Annotated in this window: 16 protein-coding genes; 6 read left to right on the top strand and 10 right to left on the bottom strand. The window is 66.1% G+C overall.

Annotated elements, in window-relative coordinates; genetic code table 11:
• Positions 1–11: 11 nt before the first annotated feature.
• The gene (locus ACT53K_RS12535) at positions 12–2,219 is read right to left on the bottom strand and encodes a TonB-dependent receptor (RefSeq protein WP_476228993.1); all 2,208 of its coding nucleotides are present in this window, start codon (positions 2,217–2,219) and stop codon (positions 12–14) included.
• Positions 2,220–2,424: 205 nt separating this feature from the next.
• Here ACT53K_RS12535 and ACT53K_RS12530 point away from each other — a divergent pair, with 205 nt between their 5' ends.
• The 5 genes from ACT53K_RS12530 to ACT53K_RS12510 all read left to right on the top strand — a co-directional run bounded on the left by ACT53K_RS12530 (position 2,425) and on the right by ACT53K_RS12510 (position 6,298).
• On the top strand, positions 2,425–2,925 hold the full coding sequence (locus tag ACT53K_RS12530; RefSeq protein WP_476228992.1) for a hemerythrin domain-containing protein: 501 nt from the start codon (positions 2,425–2,427) through the stop codon (positions 2,923–2,925).
• A gap of 92 nt (positions 2,926–3,017) precedes the next feature.
• Positions 3,018–4,520 (top strand): sensor histidine kinase, encoded by a 1,503-nt coding sequence (locus ACT53K_RS12525; RefSeq protein WP_476228991.1) that lies wholly within the window; start codon positions 3,018–3,020, stop codon positions 4,518–4,520.
• Positions 4,513–4,959 carry a response regulator gene (locus tag ACT53K_RS12520; protein WP_476228990.1) on the top strand — a complete coding sequence of 149 codons (447 nt, stop codon included), beginning with the start codon at positions 4,513–4,515 and terminating at the stop codon, positions 4,957–4,959. Before ACT53K_RS12525 ends, ACT53K_RS12520 begins: the two co-directional genes overlap by 8 nt.
• 5 nt (positions 4,960–4,964) lie before the next feature.
• A complete protein-coding gene (locus tag ACT53K_RS12515) occupies positions 4,965–6,035 on the top strand; it encodes a response regulator (protein ID WP_476228989.1) in 1,071 nt (356 codons plus the stop codon).
• Between the two features lie 107 nt (positions 6,036–6,142).
• Positions 6,143–6,298 (top strand): hypothetical protein, encoded by a 156-nt coding sequence (locus tag ACT53K_RS12510; RefSeq protein ID WP_476228988.1) that lies wholly within the window; start codon positions 6,143–6,145, stop codon positions 6,296–6,298.
• A gap of 14 nt (positions 6,299–6,312) precedes the next feature.
• On the opposite strand, the gene ACT53K_RS12505 is transcribed toward ACT53K_RS12510, so the two are convergent.
• The 4 genes from ACT53K_RS12505 to epsC form a co-directional block, all read right to left on the bottom strand.
• Positions 6,313–7,317 carry a PfkB family carbohydrate kinase gene (locus tag ACT53K_RS12505; RefSeq protein ID WP_476228986.1) on the bottom strand — a complete coding sequence of 335 codons (1,005 nt, stop codon included), beginning with the start codon at positions 7,315–7,317 and terminating at the stop codon, positions 6,313–6,315.
• Positions 7,318–7,417: 100 nt separating this feature from the next.
• Complete coding sequence (gene uxaC, locus ACT53K_RS12500) at positions 7,418–8,830, bottom strand: glucuronate isomerase (protein ID WP_476228985.1); 1,413 nt, start codon at positions 8,828–8,830, stop codon at positions 7,418–7,420.
• A 28-nt stretch (positions 8,831–8,858) separates the two neighbouring features.
• Complete coding sequence (locus ACT53K_RS12495) at positions 8,859–10,148, bottom strand: MFS transporter (RefSeq protein WP_476228984.1); 1,290 nt, start codon at positions 10,146–10,148, stop codon at positions 8,859–8,861.
• Between the two features lie 115 nt (positions 10,149–10,263).
• Entirely contained in the window at positions 10,264–11,223 is a 960-nt protein-coding gene (epsC, locus tag ACT53K_RS12490) for a serine O-acetyltransferase EpsC (RefSeq protein ID WP_476228983.1), read from the bottom strand.
• A 190-nt stretch (positions 11,224–11,413) separates the two neighbouring features.
• On the opposite strand from epsC, the gene ybaK reads away from it, so the two are divergent.
• A complete protein-coding gene (gene ybaK, locus ACT53K_RS12485) occupies positions 11,414–11,890 on the top strand; it encodes a Cys-tRNA(Pro) deacylase (RefSeq protein ID WP_476228982.1) in 477 nt (158 codons plus the stop codon).
• Between the two features lie 12 nt (positions 11,891–11,902).
• Here ybaK and galA read toward each other — a convergent pair whose 3' ends face one another.
• From galA to ACT53K_RS12460, 5 genes are all read right to left on the bottom strand, one after another.
• On the bottom strand, positions 11,903–14,368 hold the full coding sequence (gene galA / locus ACT53K_RS12480; protein WP_476228981.1) for a beta-galactosidase GalA: 2,466 nt from the start codon (positions 14,366–14,368) through the stop codon (positions 11,903–11,905).
• A 73-nt stretch (positions 14,369–14,441) separates the two neighbouring features.
• Positions 14,442–15,038: a hypothetical protein gene (locus ACT53K_RS12475; RefSeq protein ID WP_476228980.1), complete on the bottom strand. Its 597-nt coding sequence runs from the start codon at positions 15,036–15,038 to the stop codon at positions 14,442–14,444.
• Positions 15,039–15,098: 60 nt separating this feature from the next.
• Positions 15,099–15,977, bottom strand: a complete 879-nt coding sequence (locus tag ACT53K_RS12470) for a type II secretion system minor pseudopilin (protein WP_476228979.1) — start codon at positions 15,975–15,977, stop codon at positions 15,099–15,101.
• A complete protein-coding gene (locus ACT53K_RS12465; RefSeq protein ID WP_476228978.1) occupies positions 15,974–16,525 on the bottom strand; it encodes a type II secretion system protein GspJ in 552 nt (183 codons plus the stop codon). The genes ACT53K_RS12470 and ACT53K_RS12465 overlap by 4 nt, the downstream gene beginning before the upstream one ends.
• Positions 16,522–17,562, bottom strand: coding sequence for a penicillin-binding protein activator (locus tag ACT53K_RS12460; protein WP_476228977.1), 1,041 nt, complete (start codon positions 17,560–17,562; stop codon positions 16,522–16,524). Before ACT53K_RS12460 ends, ACT53K_RS12465 begins: the two co-directional genes overlap by 4 nt.
• Between the last annotated feature and the right edge of the window lie 54 nt (positions 17,563–17,616).

Raw genomic sequence — 17,616 nt, 5'->3', positions numbered from 1 at the left:
CTTCCTCTCGATCAGAACCGAACCGACGCCCGCACGCCATATTCGCGAGGCGCCCCGTAGAATTCATTGTTGCCGCTCTGGCCGCTGACATAGCGGGCATTGGCGAGATTGGTCGCAAAGCCTTCGATCGACCAATCCCCCAGCGACAGCGTCAGCTGCGCCGACAACAGCCCATAACCGCGCAGATAGTCGGTCGACGGCGCATAGAGCAGATTGGTCCAGCGCGAGCCGACATAGGCATAGTTGACCCGCGGCGTGAGCGTCGCCCGCCCGCTGAGCGGCACCTCATATTGTGCGCCGACATTGTACGACCATTTCGGCGAGAACAGGTTCGGTCCGCCGCCGGCCGTGACCGTATAGGGGCCATAGTCGAAGCAGACCGGCGGGTTTGACGCCACGCCCGCGGCGCATTGCGGGCCATATTGGTTGAGCGGCGGCAGCGCGCGCGTGTCGACGGTACGCACCGCGTCGAGCGTCGAGTCGACATAGGCAATGCCGCCATCGACGGAGAAATGATCCTTGCGCGCCTGGACCTGCAACTCCAGCCCCTTGATGCTGGCATTGGAGACATTGAACACGCCCGACTGGCCGGTCGACGGATCGCGGCCGTCGAACTGGAAGTCGTTATAGTTCATGTAGAAACCGCCTAGCTGGGTGCGGACATGTCCGTCGAACAGGGTCGTCTTCACGCCGGCTTCGTAATCCCACACCGTTTCCGGGCCGAAGCCGGACGTGGCGGAATTGATGCCGCCGGGCTTGTAGCCGCGCGCGACAAAGGCATAGGCGAAGGTCTGGTCGTCGATCTTCCAGTTGAGCCCCAGCTTGCCGGTCATCCGGCCATCGCCATGGCTGCCGTTGAGATTGGCGACCGCCAGCCCGTTCGGCCCGAAAATCGGCGATCCCCGGCCGATGGTGACGATGCCCGACTGGTCCGCCTGGAAGTGGGAATAGCGTAGCCCGAGCTGCAGCTCGAGCTTCGAGGTGAAGTGATAATTGCCCTGCGCAAAGGCGCCCAGGGTCAGCTTGCTGACATATTGGTTGATGTTGGTCGGATCGGTCGGATCGCCGCCGCCATTGGCGTTCTGAATGACAACGTCGATCTTGTTACGCTGGAAATAGCCGCCGACAATCCAGTCGAACGCGCCGCCGGTCGGGGAAATCAGGTTGAGTTCCTCGGTCCATTCGCGCTCGCGGACATATTGATTTTCAGTCTGCGCCGCGAGCGCCGAGCCATCGCTGTCGTAAAGGTTGTTGATTCGCTTGTTGAGATAGCCAGTGACCGAGCGCAGCACCGTGCCCCCGCCGAATTCGTAGCGCAACTCGGTGGTCGACAGCACGCCGCGCTCGTGGTTCAGGGTCGGCGCATTATAGTTGAGCGTGCGGATGTCGTTGGTGCGCCCGGCTGCGAAGGCCGTGCCGGCGATCGGGCGATAGGCATAGCCGCCGGTCTGCTTGTCGATCAGCTCCAGCTTGGTGATCGCGCGGAAACTGCCGGTCTGCCACAACAGGCTGATGCGCCCGGCCTGCTCGTTCAGCCGGTCGGGCTGGTTATGATAGGGCCCGATGTCGGTATAGTAGCTGTCATGGCTGCGGAAATTGCCGGCCACCCGCACCGCCAGCGTCGAAGTGAGCGGCACGTTCAGCGCCGCCTGGGCGCCGAAGGCATTGTAATTGCCATAGCTCGCCTGTGCAGTACCGCCGATGCGTTCGAGCGTCGGGCTCTTCGTGTTGATGAAGACAGCACCGCCCGTCGAATTGGAGCCGACCAGCGTTCCCTGCGGCCCGCGCAGCACTTCGACATTCTGGATGTCGTACATGCTGCCGGCGGTCAGGATCGGCGGCTGGAACACCCCGTCGATATAGGTCGCAACGCCGTTCGCCACAGCCGGCGAACCGCTGGCAATGCCGATGCCGCGGATGTTGACCGACTGGGTCAGTCCCTGATCGGTGATCGACAGCGAGGGCGCGGCATATTGCAAGTCAGCCAGCCGCTGCACGCCCTTGTCCGCCAGCGCATCCCCGGAAATGGCGGTCGCGGCGATCGGCACGTCCTGCAGGTTTTCGCTACGGCGCTGCGCCGTCACCACGACTTCCTGCAGCGTCGATTCCGACTGCGGATGGTCCTGCGGTGCCCCGGCGTCAGCCTGCTGTGCATGCGCCGTGATCGGCGCCGCCATCAGCGCCAGCCAAGCTGCCGACGCGCTCCAATGCATCTTCATAGCCTCTCCCTTTTATCGCGACCGCGCCGGGGGTTTGCCCCTTGTCCACGGCCTGGACTGCTATGTTACATTGCGATTCGACGGAAAAAAGGGCCCCATTTGCAAAACGCTCCGGAAGGACACTGAGCGCGGCGATACGGAGCATTGTCTTAACGCCGGCTGCCACCGCCCCGGCCTAAAATCGGCACTCCATTGGGAGGTATTTGTGTTGATCGACCGGCTGTTGCGGCAGCATGGACATATCGCCCGGGCGCTGGACATGCTCGAAGAGGCAGCCTGCGGCGTCCCGCCGGCAGAGGCCGATGCCATGCGCGCCGCCCGCTGGGCGCTGGCTCGAGACCTGCTGCTGCACCTCTCGCAGATGGAAGCGGCCGTATATGCGCCGCTGAGGCGGGACCCGGATCGCGCCGCAATCGCCGAGCGCGAAATCAGCGAGACGCGCGCCCTGGTCGAGCATTTCAATGCCCATGTCACGCGCTGGTATGGGACATTTCCCGACGAGCGGCATAGCGAACATCGCCTTGCGCTGCGCGAACTCGCGGGCCGCGTCCGCGAACGGATCGTCGCCGAAGCGCATTTCATCGCGGCGCATGCGGTGCCGGCTGCGCCGCAGCTACGCGACGGTGCACCGGGCAGTGACTTTGTACGCATGGCGTGGGACATGCGCGAACGCATCTATGGCGCCGCGACGCCGCGGGCCGGGTAAAGACCCACGCAACTTCGGTTCGTCGCATCAGCCCATTGTGATTGTTAAGTCCTGGTTTATCTGTGCAGCTTCGCACCAATGGTCGGGGCCGGATGAACACAGCAAAGCAGACTGCGCTGGGCGGAAGCGCCCACGCCAATCGGCTGATTGCCGCATTGCTGACCCTCGGCTTTCTGGCGCTGATCGCAGCGGCCGGCATGGCCATCTGGATTCAGGGGCTCAACCAGACCAACAGCTATTGGGTTGCGCACACGCTGGAAGTGGAGGCGCGGCTCAGCGGCTTTTCGAGTGCCGCCGAGCAGATGGAAACCGCGCGACGCGGGCTGTTGCTCAGCGACGATACTCGCTTCAGCACGCGACTGGTCGAAGCGCAGGGCCGCGCGAACGGACTGCTGAACCGGATCGACGAACTCACGCGCGATAATCCCGAACAGCAAGCGCGCATCACCGCGCTGCGCCGGCTGCTGGCCGAATATCTCGCCTATCACCGCGCAACCGCCACGCTGACAGGGGCGGAGCGTGCGCGGATGCACGCCCATTTCAGCGATGACGAAGCGGTGCTCCGGATCCGCCAGATCCGGCGGGTCGGCGAGGCGATGCTCTACAGCGAGCGCGCGTTGCTGCACAAACGCGAGGAACAACAGAACCGCACGCTGCGCTGGTTCTATGCGCTGCTGGTGGCATCGGGCGTCCTGATCCTGCTTGTCGCAGTCACCACGTTGCTGCTGGTCCGCTCGAACATGGCCAAGCTGCACGCATCGGGCGAAGCGCTCCGCGTGCTCAACGCCGATCTGGAGGATCTGGTCGACGCCCGCACCGCCGAATTGCAGCGCGCCAATGCCGAAATCCAGCGCTTCGCCTATATCGTTTCGCACGATCTGCGCTCGCCGCTGGTGAATGTGATGGGCTTCACTGCCGAGCTGGATGCCGCCCGCCAGGCAGTTGCCGAGCATATCGCCCGCTGCGATGCCGAGGGCCCGCAACTACCCACGCCCGCCGTTCGCGCCGCAGTCGAAGAGGATTTGCCCGAAGCGATCGGCTTCATCCGCAGCTCGACGCAGAAGATGGACCGGCTGATCAACGCCATCCTGCGCCTGTCGCGCGAGGGCCGCCGCACCCTGACGCCCGAGCCGCTCGACCTTGATGCGCTGGTGCGGGGCATCGGCGCCAGCATCCAGCACCGGTTGCAGGACGAGGGCACCGAACTGGTGATCGGCGCGCTCCCCTCGCTGACGAGCGACCGGGTTGCGGTGGAGCAGATCCTGTCGAACCTGATCGAGAATGCGGCGAAATATCTGAAGCCCGGCCGGCCGGGACGGATCGAGGTGTCCGGGCGGACCCAGCGCGACCGGGTGCTGATCGAGGTTAAGGACAATGGCCGTGGCATCGATCCGCGGGACCATGAACGGATTTTCGACCTGTTCCGCCGATCGGGCATGCAGGACCAGCCGGGCGAAGGGATCGGGCTTGCCCATGTGCGGGCGCTCGCTTATCGCCTTGGGGGATTTATTGAAGTGGAATCCGAACTGGATAGCGGTTCCACTTTTCGCGTGAACCTGCCCCTGCGCTGGGCAGAGGGAGTAGGCAATGGTTGATCATCGTCCCGTCAACATCGTGATGATCGAGGACGATCAGGGCCATGCGCGCCTGATCGAGAAGAATATCCGCCGCGCCGGCATTTCCAATACCATCCATCATTTCGCCGATGGCACCGCCGCATTGGAATTTCTGTACAATGGCGAGGACGGACCGGTGCGCAACGGCCCGGCGCTCATCCTGCTCGACCTGAACCTGCCGGACATGAGCGGCATCGACATTCTCGCGCGGATCAAGAGCGAGAGCAGCCCCTTGCGCCGCACGCCGGTGGTGGTGCTCACCACCACCGACGACAAGATCGAGATCCAGCGCTGCTACGATATGGGCTGCAATGTCTATATCACCAAACCGGTTAATTACGAAAGCTTCGCCGACGCTATCCGCCAGCTGGGCCTGTTCCTGTCCGTAATCCAGGTTCCGGACCCCGACGCAGGCTGATCGGGGTGAGCGCACGCATTCTCTATATCGACGATGACGAAGGTATTCGCCGCCTTGCCACCCGCGTTCTGGGGCGCAAGGGGTTCGACATCACCACGGCAGCCAGCGGCCAGGAAGGAACCGATCTGGCTCGCACCCACCATTTTGATCTGATCGCGGTCGACCATTATATGCCCGGCCAGGACGGGCTGACGACGCTTGCCCAGCTGCGGGCGCTGCCCGACTGCCCGCCGATCGTCTATGTCACCGGGTCCGAGGAAAGCCGCATCGCCGTGGCGGCACTGAAATCGGGCGCTGACGATTATGTGGTCAAATCGGTCGGCGAAGACTTTTTCGATCTGCTCGCCAGCACCTTCGCACAGGTGCTCGAACATGCCGGGCTGGTGCGCGCCAAGGCCCGGGTCGAGGAGGAATTGCGGATCAGCAATGCCCGGCTCGAGGCGCTGCTGAAGGAAGTGAACCACCGCGTCGCCAACAACCTGCAAATGGTGATGGCGTTTGTCGGCATGCAGGCCCGTAGCGTGTCCGACCCGGGTGCGCAGGAGGCGCTGCGCAGCGCCCAGCAGCGCATTGCCGCCATCGCCCATGTCAACCGGCGCCTCTATGGCGGCGGCGATGTCGAATTCGTGCGGATGGACGAATATCTTACCGGGCTGGCAGACGATCTGGCCGCAAGCTGGTCCAACCCCGAAGCACCGCGCACCCTCCGCGCCCTTACCGAACCGGTGACGCTACGCACCGACAAGGCTGTCTCGCTGGGCATGATCGCCAATGAGCTGGTCAGCAATGCGTGCAAATATGCCTATCCGCAGGGCAGCGGCGAAGTGCGGATTCTGCTGCGGCAACAAGGCGAGCACGCCGAGCTGGTGGTGGAAGATGACGGGATCGGCTTTTTGCCCGGCGGCGAGGCAAAGGGCACGGGCCTGGGCACCCGCCTGATAGAAGTGCTGGCGCGCAGCCATGGCGCGTCGGTGGCATATGACCACCCGCCACGCGGCGCACGGACGATCCTGCGCATACCGCTCGATGCCGGCGAACGGCAGGCCAGCATGGCCGAGGCGACGGCAGAGACCTGAATCGCGGTTTTATGTAACCGCAATGGCACATCCGGGCGCGATCGCCGTTTTTACCTCCGAACCATAGGAGGCGCGGATTGTCGGAGGATCGGATCATAGCGGTCGGTTTGCTGACACAGCGTGACCTCGACCGGCTGGGCGAAGCCTTCAGCCGGCATTTCGCCATACCCGAAGACGATATATTCGCGGACATTCTGGCAAAGCTGGACCGGATCGAAGTCCAGCCGATGGGCCAGGGCGTGATGATCAAGCCCGAACAGTAACAGCGCCGCGTCCCCTATCGCCGAACGTCAAGCCCGCCTTCGGCAAAGGCCGCCAGATCGGCGCGGGTGAACAGGCTGGCGTCCCCCGGCAGCGAATGTTTGAGCGCGGTCAGCGCCAGTCCCGCCTCGGCCGCCGCGCGCGCATCGCCCCCTTCCAGCAATCCGTGCAATACGCCTGCCGCGAACGCATCGCCCGCGCCGATGCGATCGACGATGCCGCTGACGCGCAGTTCGGCGGTCTGGTACCCCGCTTCGCGCGTGTCCACGCGGGCTGCGATACGGTTGCTGTCGGCGTCGTCGACATGGCGCGCGGTGGACGCGATCAGCTTTAGGCTGGGAAAAGCCGCAAAGGCAGCCTCGGCGGCATGCCGGCGGCGATCCGGCCCGTCGCCGGAGAAGGTTTCGCCCAGCAACAGCGATATGTCGCGATGGTTGCCGAACAGGATGTCGGCATGGCCGATCAGCCGGGTGAGCACCGCACGCGGATCGCTGTCCCACGCCTCCCACAGCTTGGCGCGGTAATTGCCGTCGAAGGAGACCGGAATACCGCGCGCGTGCGCCGCCTCGGCAGCAGCGATGGCGGCAGCGGCAGTGTTCGGCCCCAGCGCGGGCGTGATGCCCGACAGATGGAGCCGCGTCGCGTCGGCGAGAGCAGCATCCCAGTCCCAGCTTGCCGCATCGCGGGTGGCGAACACCGAATTAGCGCGGTCATAAACGACTTCGGATGCACGCAGGCCTGCGCCAGGCGTCAGGAAATACAGGCCCATCCTGCCCGGCTCTACGGCGACATGGCGGGCATCGACGCCCCGCCGCCGCAATTCGCCGATCGCAGCGCCACCCAGCGGATTGTCGGCAACGGCGCTGACCATCCGCACCGCATGACCCAGGCAGGCGAGCCCGGTGGCGACATTTGCCTCCGCCCCGCCGACATTCACTTCGAGCCGCGGCGTCTGCAGCAACAATTCGCGCCCCGGCGGCGAGAGCCGCAGCATCACTTCGCCGAAAAACGCTATCGTCATTGCCCTGCCCGATCCTCTCGTGGCTGTGACATGCACAAGGGCATCCCCAGCCTGTCCCCAAACTTATCCACAGCCTTTTCCACAGGCCCGCCAGCGCTGGCTATAGCTTATAGGCGCGGCGCACCAGCCCGTTGGTCAGCTCGAACGCCAGCTCCGCAGCCTCCCAATCGAGCAACCGCCCTTCGGCAACCAGCCGGGCGAGGAAGCCGCAATCGATCCGCCGTGCGACATCGTGGCGCGAGGGAATCGACAGGAAGGCGCGGGTGTCGTCGTTGAAGCCGACGGTGTTGTAGAAACCCGCCGTCTCGGTCACCTGCTCGCGGAAGCGGCGCATTCCTTCCGGGCTGTCGTGGAACCACCAGGCAGGGCCGAGCTTCAGGCACGGATAATGGCCGGCCAGCGGCGCCAGCTCGCGGGCGTAGACGGTTTCGTCGAGCGTGAAGAGGATGATCGACAGGTCACGCGAGGTGCCGAACCGGTCGAGCAGCGGCTTGAGGCCGTGGACATAGTCGGTCGCCGTCGGAATGTCGGCGCCCTTGTCGCGGCCATGGCTGGCGAACAGCCCGCCATTATGGTTGCGGAAGCTGCCCGGATGGATCTGCATCACCATCCCGTCCTCGACGCTCATCGCCGCCATTTCGGTGAGCATCTGGGCGCGGAACAGCTCGGCGTCGGCGGGAGTCCAGTCGCTGCCGAGGATCTTCGCGAACAGCGCCGCCGCCTCCGCCTTGCTCAGGTTCGCGGTGCGCGCGGTCGGGTGGCCATGGTCGGTCGCGGTAGCGCCGGCGGCGCGGAAATCAGCGCGACGCTTGCGATGCGCGGCGAGATACCCTTCCCAGTCATGCACGTCCTCGCCAGTCTTCTCGGCGAAGACCTTGAGCGCGCCGTGAAACTGCTCATGCTCGACGTCGATCACCGCATCGGGGCGATAGGTGGTGACGACACGGCCGCCCCAGCCGGATTCCCGGATCGCATGGTGCGGCGACAAGTCGTCCTGCGGCCCCTCGGTAGTGGCGAGAAATTCGATGTTGAAGCGATCGAACAGCGCGCGCGGACGGAAATCGTCGCTCGCCAGCTTCTCGTTGATCGTGTCGTAATAGAAATCGGCCGTCTCGCCATCGAGCGCCACGTCGAAGCCGAACACCTGCCCGAACACATGGCCCAGCCACATGGCCGAGGGCGTGCCGCGGAACAGATAGAGATGCTCGGCAAAGGTGCGCCACGCCGCGCGCGGATCGGTGGCGGGCATCCCCGCCTTGCTCGGCACGCACAGCGCATCGAGCGACACGCCCTGCGAATATAGCATGCGGTAGATATAGTGATCGGGCGAGAGCAGCAGCTCGGTCGCGTTCGACCAGTTGGCGTTGGTCGAGAACCAGGTCGGGTCGGTGTGGCCGTGCGGGCTGATGATCGGCAGGCCTGCCACCGCCCCGTACAATTCGCGCGCGATTGCGCGGGTGCGGTCCTCGGCCGGCAACAGCCGGTCGGGATCGAGCTTCAGCGGCTTGGCCATCGGATACTCCGGTACCGTAAGGGGAAAATCAGGCGCTCATGTCGACGCGGGCGAGCCGCGGCGACAGGAAATGAACACAGGCCAGCGCAACGAAATAGGCGCTGCCCGCCACGGCGAAGAGCGGCCAGTAGCTGCCGATCCGTGCCAGCACTTCGCCGGCATAGAAGGACATCAGAATGCCACCGACCGCGCCGGCGGTACCGCCGATGCCGATCACCGAGCCGACCGCACCGCGCGGGAACATGTCTGCCGGCAACGCATAAAGATTGGCGGAGAAGGCCTGATGGGCCGCAGTCGCGATACCGATCACCGCCACCGCCATCCAAACGCTGGTGAGCGATTCGGCGAAGAGTACCGGCAGCACCGCACAGGCGCAGACCAGCATCGTGAGCTTGCGCGCGACATTGGCGGTGTAACCCGCGCGCATCAGTCGCGAGGAAAGCCAGCCGCCGGCGACGCTGCCCATGTCCGACACGAGGTAGATGGCAGCAAGCGGCAGGCCGAACGACTTGAGATCGAGATGGTAGCGCTCGAACAGATAGCCCGGCAGCCAGAACAGGAAGAACCACCACACGGGATCGATGAAGAACTTGCCGAGCGCATAGGCCCAGGTCTCCCGGCGCAGCAGCACCGCGCCATAGCCGAGCTTCTGCACCTGATCGGCCGGATCCTGCTCGATCCAGGCGAGCTCGCCGGCGGTGACCTTAGGGTGTTCGCGCGGGCTGCGGTACAGCGTCCACCAGGCGATGAGCCACACGAAACTGACCAGGCCGGTGATGACAAAGGCCGACCGCCAGCCCCAGGCCAGCACCATGTACGGGATCACCAGCGGCGTCAGCACCGCACCGATGTTCGCGCCGGCATTGAACACGCCGATGGCGAAGGCGCGCTCCTTGGCCGGAAACCATTCGGTCACGGCCTTGATGCCGGCGGGGAAGTTGCCCGATTCGCCGATACCCAGCGCGAACCGGGCCATGGCGAACTGGGTCAGGCTGTGCGCAGCGCCGTGCAGAATATGCGCAACCTGCCAGATGATGAAGGCGATGGTGTAGCCGATCCGCGCGCCGACCTGATCCACCACCTTGCCGAAGATGATATAGCCGACGGCATAGGCGAACTGGAACCAGATGATGACGCCGGCAAAGTCCTGCTCGGTCCAGTGCAGGTCCGCCATCAGCGTCGGCTTCAGCACGCCGATCATCTGGCGATCGACATAGTTGATGATCGTCGCCGCAAACAGCAGCGCGACGATTATCCAGCGCCTACGACCGGACCGCGCGACCGCGTGCGAAACCGCGGTCTGCCCCACTCCCACCATTCACCCTCTCTTTCGGTGCCGGATCGGCACGCGGACGGGATCAACTTTGTCCCGCCCCAAGGGGAGCGATGGTTAGCGGGATCATTTGCGAATGAAAACGCCTTTTCACCGATCGTCAGCGATCATGCTCCGCCAGCCGTGCAGTCAGGTTGCTCTGCGCATCGCCATGCAGGCGCACCGCCGCCGGCTGAACCAGCACGCTATAGGGCGGCACATCGTCGAGCAGCCAGACATTGCCGCCGATCGTGCTGCCCCGGCCGATCTTCACCCGGCCGAGAATCGTGGCGCCGGCATAGATGATCACATCGTCTTCGATGATCGGGTGGCGGGCATAGCGCGTGCGCGGTCCGGCCGGTGCCAACCCCAGCGGGCTGCGCGCGCCGAGCGTGACATGCTGGTAGAGGCGGACATTGCGCCCGATGATCGCCGTCTCGCCGATCACCACGCCGGTGCCGTGGTCGATGAAGAAGCTGGGACCGATCGTCGCGGCGGGGTGGATGTCGATGCCGGTACGGGCGTTGGCCAGCTCCGAAATCACGCGCGCAACGATGACGGCGCCCAGCGCATGGAGCTGATGGGCAATGCGATAATGGAGGATCGCCAGCGCGCCGGGGTAGCTGATCAGTATCTCGTCGACGCTGCTCGCCGCCGGATCGCCGACAAAGGCCGCATCCACATCTTCGTCGAGCAGCGCACGTATTTCCGGCAAGGCTGCGGCGAACAGGCGAACGATCGTGTCGGGCTGGTCTGCGTCGAACCGGGCGCGGTTGTGCAGCTGCCAGTAATCCAGCTCGCTCGCCACCTGTTCGCGCAATATCGCGAGGCCCTGCCCCAGCTGATCGGCGACGAAATCATCCTCGCGCGCGATGCCGCCGCGAAAGCCGCCGAGCCGGGTGGGAAACAGCGCTGCCGAGACATGCTCGACGAACCGGGCCAGCGCCGCCGGTGCCGGGAAGCGGGACAGCCCCTGATGCTCCGCCCGGCGCTCGCGCCATGCGGAACGGACTGTGTTCAGTGCCGAGACCGCATCGGCTATTTCGAGCGAGAAGGCCGAGGGGATGGCCGGTCTGGTCATGCTGCATCGTTCCTTATGTTGCAGCAGGCATAATCCTACCTGTTTGATGGGAAAATAAACAAATGCTTTTCCGCCCTGCGCCAGCCACTTGGGCGGCGGGCCAGCGTTGCGGTGCCCCGGCGGCTGTGCGAACACCCCCAAATGTCTATCCCCGCCCTTCCCCGGCCTGCGGCCACGCCGGACTGACCCGATGTCGAAGGAAACCCGCGCGACGCGGATGCTGGAAGCCGCGAAGATCGCCTTCACCGTCCACAGCTATGCCTATGATCCCGATGCCGACCGGATCGGGATGCAGGCCGCCGAAGCGCTGGGCGAAGATCCCGCGCGCGTACTCAAGACGCTGATGGCGCTGGTCGACGGCAAGCCGGCGCTGGTGATCCTGCCGTCCGACCATCAGGTGGCGATGAAGAGGCTGGCCGCGGCGCTGGGCGGCAAGGCGGCGGAGATGATGAAGCCCGCCGATGCCGAGCGCATTTCCGGCTACAAGGTCGGCGGGATCAGCCCGTTCGGCCAGACGCGGCGCCTGCCGGTGGTGATCGAGGCGGCGGCGATGACCGAGCCGCTCGTCTATATCAATGGCGGCCAGCGCGGATTGCAGGTGCGGCTGGCGCCCGGCGATGCGGCGCGGCTGCTGAACGCCAACGTCGCCGCTATCACCAGCAAGTGACCCGCGCCGCCCTCACCCGGCGAGCAGCGCAACGATTCCGCTCGCCAGCCCCGACCCCTCTGCCATTACCTTGATCGCACCCACGCCACCGGTGCTACGCACCAGTGCCTGGGCGAGCCCGTTAAAAGCGCGGCGATCCGGCCCCTTGTCCGATTCATGGCTGGTGGGATCGCCATTGCCGACACCGATCAGCGCCGCCGGCCCCTGTACCGTAAAGCGTAGCGGCGCGTTCGCGTTCGGCACCGGCCGCCCCTTTGCGTCGACCAGCGTTGCGGTCAGCACCGCAAGGTCGCGGCCGTCGCCAGCAATCTGCCGCCGGTCGGCGCTCAGCCGCACTGCTGCCGCGGGACCAGTCGTTTCCTGCCGCGTGGTCGCGACAAGGCGCCCGCCGCGATAGCCGCGCGCCTCGATCCGTCCCGGCGCATAGGGCACCCGCCACTCGACATGCCCGGCGCGCGGCATGGTCCGCTGGCCCAGGCTGCGCCCGTTGCGCAGCAGCTCGACCGCATCGCAATTGCTATAGGCCCAGACTTCGATCTCCTGCCCTTCACGCCCCTGCCAGTTCCAGTGCGGCAGCAGATGGACCAGCGGTTCGGGCCGCCACCAGGCGCGGTAATACCAGTAATTGTCCTTGGGAAAGCCGCACAGGTCCATCACCCCGAAATAGCTCGAGACCGCCGGCCAGCGCTGATAGGGCGTCGGTTCGCCGCGATAGTCGAAGCCGGTCCAGATGAACCCGCCGGCCAGATTGGGGCTGGCATCGGCGATCCGCCACCAATGTTCGGCGGTGGAGGCCCAGCGGGGAAATTCGGTGTCATAGGCGCGGACGATCTGGCGGGCGGCATCGTTGAAATATTCGCCGCGCGTCGAAACGGTGCTGGCGGTTTCTGTGCCGATCACCGGCTTGGCCGGAAACTTGTTGTGGAAGGCCGCCACGGTTTCGGTGTGGTAATTGAAGCCGACGACGTCCACTTCCTGCGCGGCGGGATCGTAATGGCCGCGATCGAACGCCTGGGTGGTCAGCCGGGTCGGGTCGAGCTGGCGGATATGGCGCACCATCTTGCGGCTGATCCGGCCGCCGCGCGCCTCGATCTGGTGCGGTTCCTCGTTCCCGACCGACCAGAGGATGATGCTCGGATGGTTACGGTCGCGCCGCACGATCCGTTCTAGCTGATCATAGGCCTCGGGATCGGTGCTGTTGAGCCGCGCCTCGTCGATCATCAACATGCCCATCCGGTCGCACAGGTCGAGCAGCACTTCCGACGGCGGATTATGCGCGCTGCGCCAGGCATTGGCGCCCATCGTCCTGGTCTGGGCGATGCGCCAGGCATCGAGCGCGGGCGGGATCGCGGTGCCTACGCCGGCATGGTCCTGATGGTTGCAGACACCCAGCAGCTTGACCGGCTGATCGTTGAGGAAAAAGCCCTTTTCGCCGTCGAACCGGATCGTGCGGATGCCGAAGCGGGTTTCATAGCGGTCGATCACCTGCCCTTCGGCGACCAGCTCACTCACCAGCCGGTAGAGGCTCGGCCGCTCGATCGACCAAAGGCGTGGCGCCGTGACCATCACGCTCGCTTCGTGCGCGATCACCGTGTCGGGCGCCGGCGCCAGGGCGGCATCGTCGAACTGCGCGACCACGGCGCCGTCAGGATCGACGATATGCTGGCGCAGCACCAGGTCCGCCGGCTTCTCGCTGGTGTTGCGCACCTCGATCGTCGCGGTGACGCGCGCGCCCTCGGGTGCCACGGTGCTGCGAACGAAGCTCCCCCATTGCGGCACATGGACCGGCGCCGCCTTCACCAGCCATACCAGCCGATAGATGCCGGCGCCCTCATAGAACCAGCCTTCGCCGAGCGAGGCATCGGCACGCACGGTGACGACATTGGGCTTGCCGTCATAGTTGAGAAAATCGGTGGCATCGACCTGGAAGGGCACATAGCCGCTGTCGTTGCGGCCGACGACATAGCCGTTGATGAACACGAGGCTGGCGCGGAACACGCCATCGAATTCCAGCCAGATCCGCTTGCCGGCGTCCTGCGGGCCGACATCGAGCGCGCGGCGATACCAGCCGATGCTGTTTTCCGGAAAGGCGCGGCCGATCGCCTTGAAGCCGTGCGACGACACATCCTCGCTCGCCTTTTCGGCGGCAACGCCCGGCGGCAGCGCAAAGGGCAGATCGACGGCCCAATCGTGCGGCAGCTGCACCGGCTGCCAGCCATGATCGTCGAAATCGGGCGCGGCGGCATCTGCGCTGCTGCCCGCCTTGGCGAAGGTTTCCTGGTCCAGACCGAAATTGAAGTCGCGCGCCATGTCGCTGGCATGGCCGAGATGGAAGCGCCAACCGTGATCGAGCAGTTCGCGGGTGCGCGGGCCACCGGCCGCGGCGGTGTCGAGCGCCGCGCGCGCTTCCGCCGCAAACGGAACCATCGCCGCCAGCCCAGCCCCGGCACCGTACCCCAACAGCGTCCTGCGTCGCATCCTGCCCCCCCGCCTCGTTGATTCGTATACCGTATCCCGCAACCAGCAACAGGTGGCAAGCGTGGTTCTACGCCTACAGGCGCCGCGCCTCGCGGGCTGCGTCGCCCAATATCTGGGCGAGCATTTCGAGGATCGCCGGGCGCCCCTTTGGACCTTTCAGCACCACCGCCACAACATAGCCATGGACCCGCGCGCGCAGCCGCTGCTCGGCGCGCAGCCGCATCCAGTCGCGCGCGGCAAATGCCCCGCCCGGCGCGGCCGGCAGCGCCGTCGCCGCCGCGCGCACCATGCCGAACAGCGCGGTGCCGCCGGCGACGGCCCAGTCCTGCACCTCGGCCACCATATCCTGCCAGCCATCGCCTTCAGGGGGACGCGGGCGCCAGCGGATCGGCACGGGATGGGGCACGATCTCACCCAGCCTATGCTCAGCCTCTTCGAGCACCCGGCGGGCCAGCGGCTCGGCGACGTTCCGCACCATGGGGGCGATGCGCGTGGCGATGAAGCGGCTCTGGTCGATCAGGCCGTCCCGCCAGTCCGCCTCGGCCAATGTGCTGTCGAGCGTTTCGATAAGGTCCGCTGCGGCCTGTTCCATGACCGACCGGGCCAGCCGAAGATGCGCATCGCGCCACTGACCGATCGCGCCACCGCCGAAAAGGCTCAATAGGCCCAAGGACTTGCTCTCCAGATCGGGATGATGGCACCGGGTTCCGCCACGGGCCAGCCAAGCAAATTATGATGCCTTGGGCAAGGGCGGCGCGCCCGGAGGCACCGCCGCATTCCACCAGCGTTCGACCGGAACCACTTCGACCGCCCCCTGCGCGGTCCGGCGGCGCTGGATCAGGGTCGCTTCCTGCTGGCTGGTGCCGCCGATCGTCGCACGGGTCCGTACCCAGAAGCTCGTCGAACGAAAGCTGGTGCCCCAGGGAAGGCTGACATTCTGGTCCGACAGATCCTTGAGCGTCAGGAAATTCTGGCGCGCGCGCACCGCCGCCAGCCGCTGTCCCACCAGCGGATCGTGGAACAATATGCCCAGAAGCGCCGGATCGGCGGCGTTGAGGTTGATCGAGGTGGCGCCGGGCAGCGCCGTCACCAGCCGCTCGAGCTGGTAGGCAACGCGCGGCTCCAGCCCCGCCAGGCGCAGCGGGCTGAGATCGGTCAGCGGCCCTTCGGCGCGGACATATTCAATGGCCGCGAGCAACTGTTCGGGCCGCATCCCCACCTGATCGGCAATCTGCTGGAACAGGATAACGGCGCCCGCCTCACCATTGCGCAGATTGTTGATGTTGAAGCGGCCTTCGGCGTCCGCGATCGCCAGATCGAAATGGCCGCCTTCGATCGGCGCGCCATGCGCTTCCAGCTTTGCCCAGGCCTCGCCGCGATGGTCGACTTCCGGCGCCAGTTCCGCATCCCGCCGCAGCGCCACCAGTGCCGACAGCTCACCGCCACGCACCACCGCCTGCGCGCGCGCCGCCTCGCGCATCCTGAGGCTGCGGTCGAGCGCCACTTCCTCGCGGTCGATCATCAGCAGCACGACCCCGGCGGCAATCGCCACGAACAGCAGGACGTTCACCAGAATCATGCCCTGCTCGCCGTCGGGCGCGCGGTTCATGGCTGCTTCTCCAGCGGCCGCGCCGGCAGCGCGACGACGCGGCGGAGCACCACCGGCGCGCCGCCCGGCCCTTGCGCGGCCAGCTCGACTTCGACGGCGCGGGGCCAGCGATTCTTGTTGGCGTCGCTGGCGTCGAGCGGCCAGTGATCCGCCCAGCCATTGTCCCAGAAGCGCCAGCGCGCCTGCACCACCCCCGGCAACAGCAGTTGCGGGGCAGGAGCAGCCCGGACCAGCATGCCACCAGCGACCCGATATTCGACCGGTATCGCCTTGCCGCCTACCCCCGGCATCGCCCGCGAAAAGCGCAGCCGGTCACCCTTGCCCTCCACGGCGCCGCCGGCGATCTGATCGAGATCGCTCGCCAGCACGAACATCGTCCGCTGCAGCGTGGCGAGCCGATCGAGCCGGCCTTCGGTGCGGCGGTTGACGTTCAGAATGCCGTCGACCAGCGCCAGCCCCGCCACGGCGATCAGCGCGAACAGCCCAAGCGAAATCATCAGTTCGATCAGCGTGAAGCCGGACTCGCCGGCCCCGCCCGCCCGCTTCACGATCCCGAACTCACCGCCACGGCTTCATAGCCGCTCCGGCTGGCGCGCAGGATTGCGAAGTCCCGCGCGACCGATCCGTCGGTACGGAACCGCACCGGGCCGGTGACGCCATGGAACCCGCGCGCATCGAGCAGACCCTGCATGTTCAGCGCATCCGCACCGCGCAGCGTGTTGACGATTCCGGCCGCATCATAGGCCAGCGCGGTGATCGTGCCGGGATCGCCGCCGTTGCGCGCCGAATAGGCGCTGGCGAACTGGTCGAACGCGGCCGGATCGGGGCTGGCGAGCCAGGCGCCGTCCAGTGCCTCCAGCGCTTCGGGGCGGTGGTCCAGACCCTGCACGGTGCCCAGCAACTGCACGCCGCTGTCTTTCAGCGCGCGCGCCGCGGCCAGCACCCCTTCGCCGCTGCCCGGCAACAGCACGGCATCGGGCGCCTCGCCCGCATCGGGCACCGGCTGGCCCTGCTTCACCTGCAACACGCGCAGCCGCAGGCCGAGTTCGCTTTCCATCCGGCCCGCAGCCAGGCTGGCGGCGGCGCTCCAGGGCGATCCGTCGTCGACCATCACCACGGACTTTACCCCGCGCGTGCGAGCATAACGCAGGATCGCACTCGTCACCTGCCCGGCAGTGATGCCGAAAATCCAGACACCCGGCTGGCGCAGCACCGAATCATTGCTGAACGCGATCACCGGCACACGCCCTGCGACGCTGCTGCCCACTGCCGGCACTTCGGTGGCGCTCAGCGGCCCCAGGATCATCGCCGGGTGGTGACGCAGCGCCTCGCCGGCAGCGCGGGCGGCGCCATCGGCACTGCCGGCGGTATCGAAACTCAGCACGAACTCTGCGTTTTCCGCGAGCAACGCGGCCTGCCGCATGCTACGCCCCAGTTCCGCTCGCGCACCGGTGAGCGGAAGCAAGAGAGCGACAGGGCGCTTGTCCTTTTTGGCGCCCGCCCATGCGAACGAGGGAAGCGAGACCGATGCCGCGGACGCGACCAGGCCCGACTGCAGCAACCGCAACAGCGACCGGCGATCCATGGCCAACTCCGGATTCAGCGAATGGGGCACGCCGGCGTCTTATCGTCTTCGTCC

The sequence above is a fragment of the Sphingomonas sp. DMC8 genome (assembly GCF_056314185.1).
The sequence above is the reverse complement of the archived record's forward strand: the minus strand, read 5'-3'. Positions and strand labels throughout refer to the sequence as shown.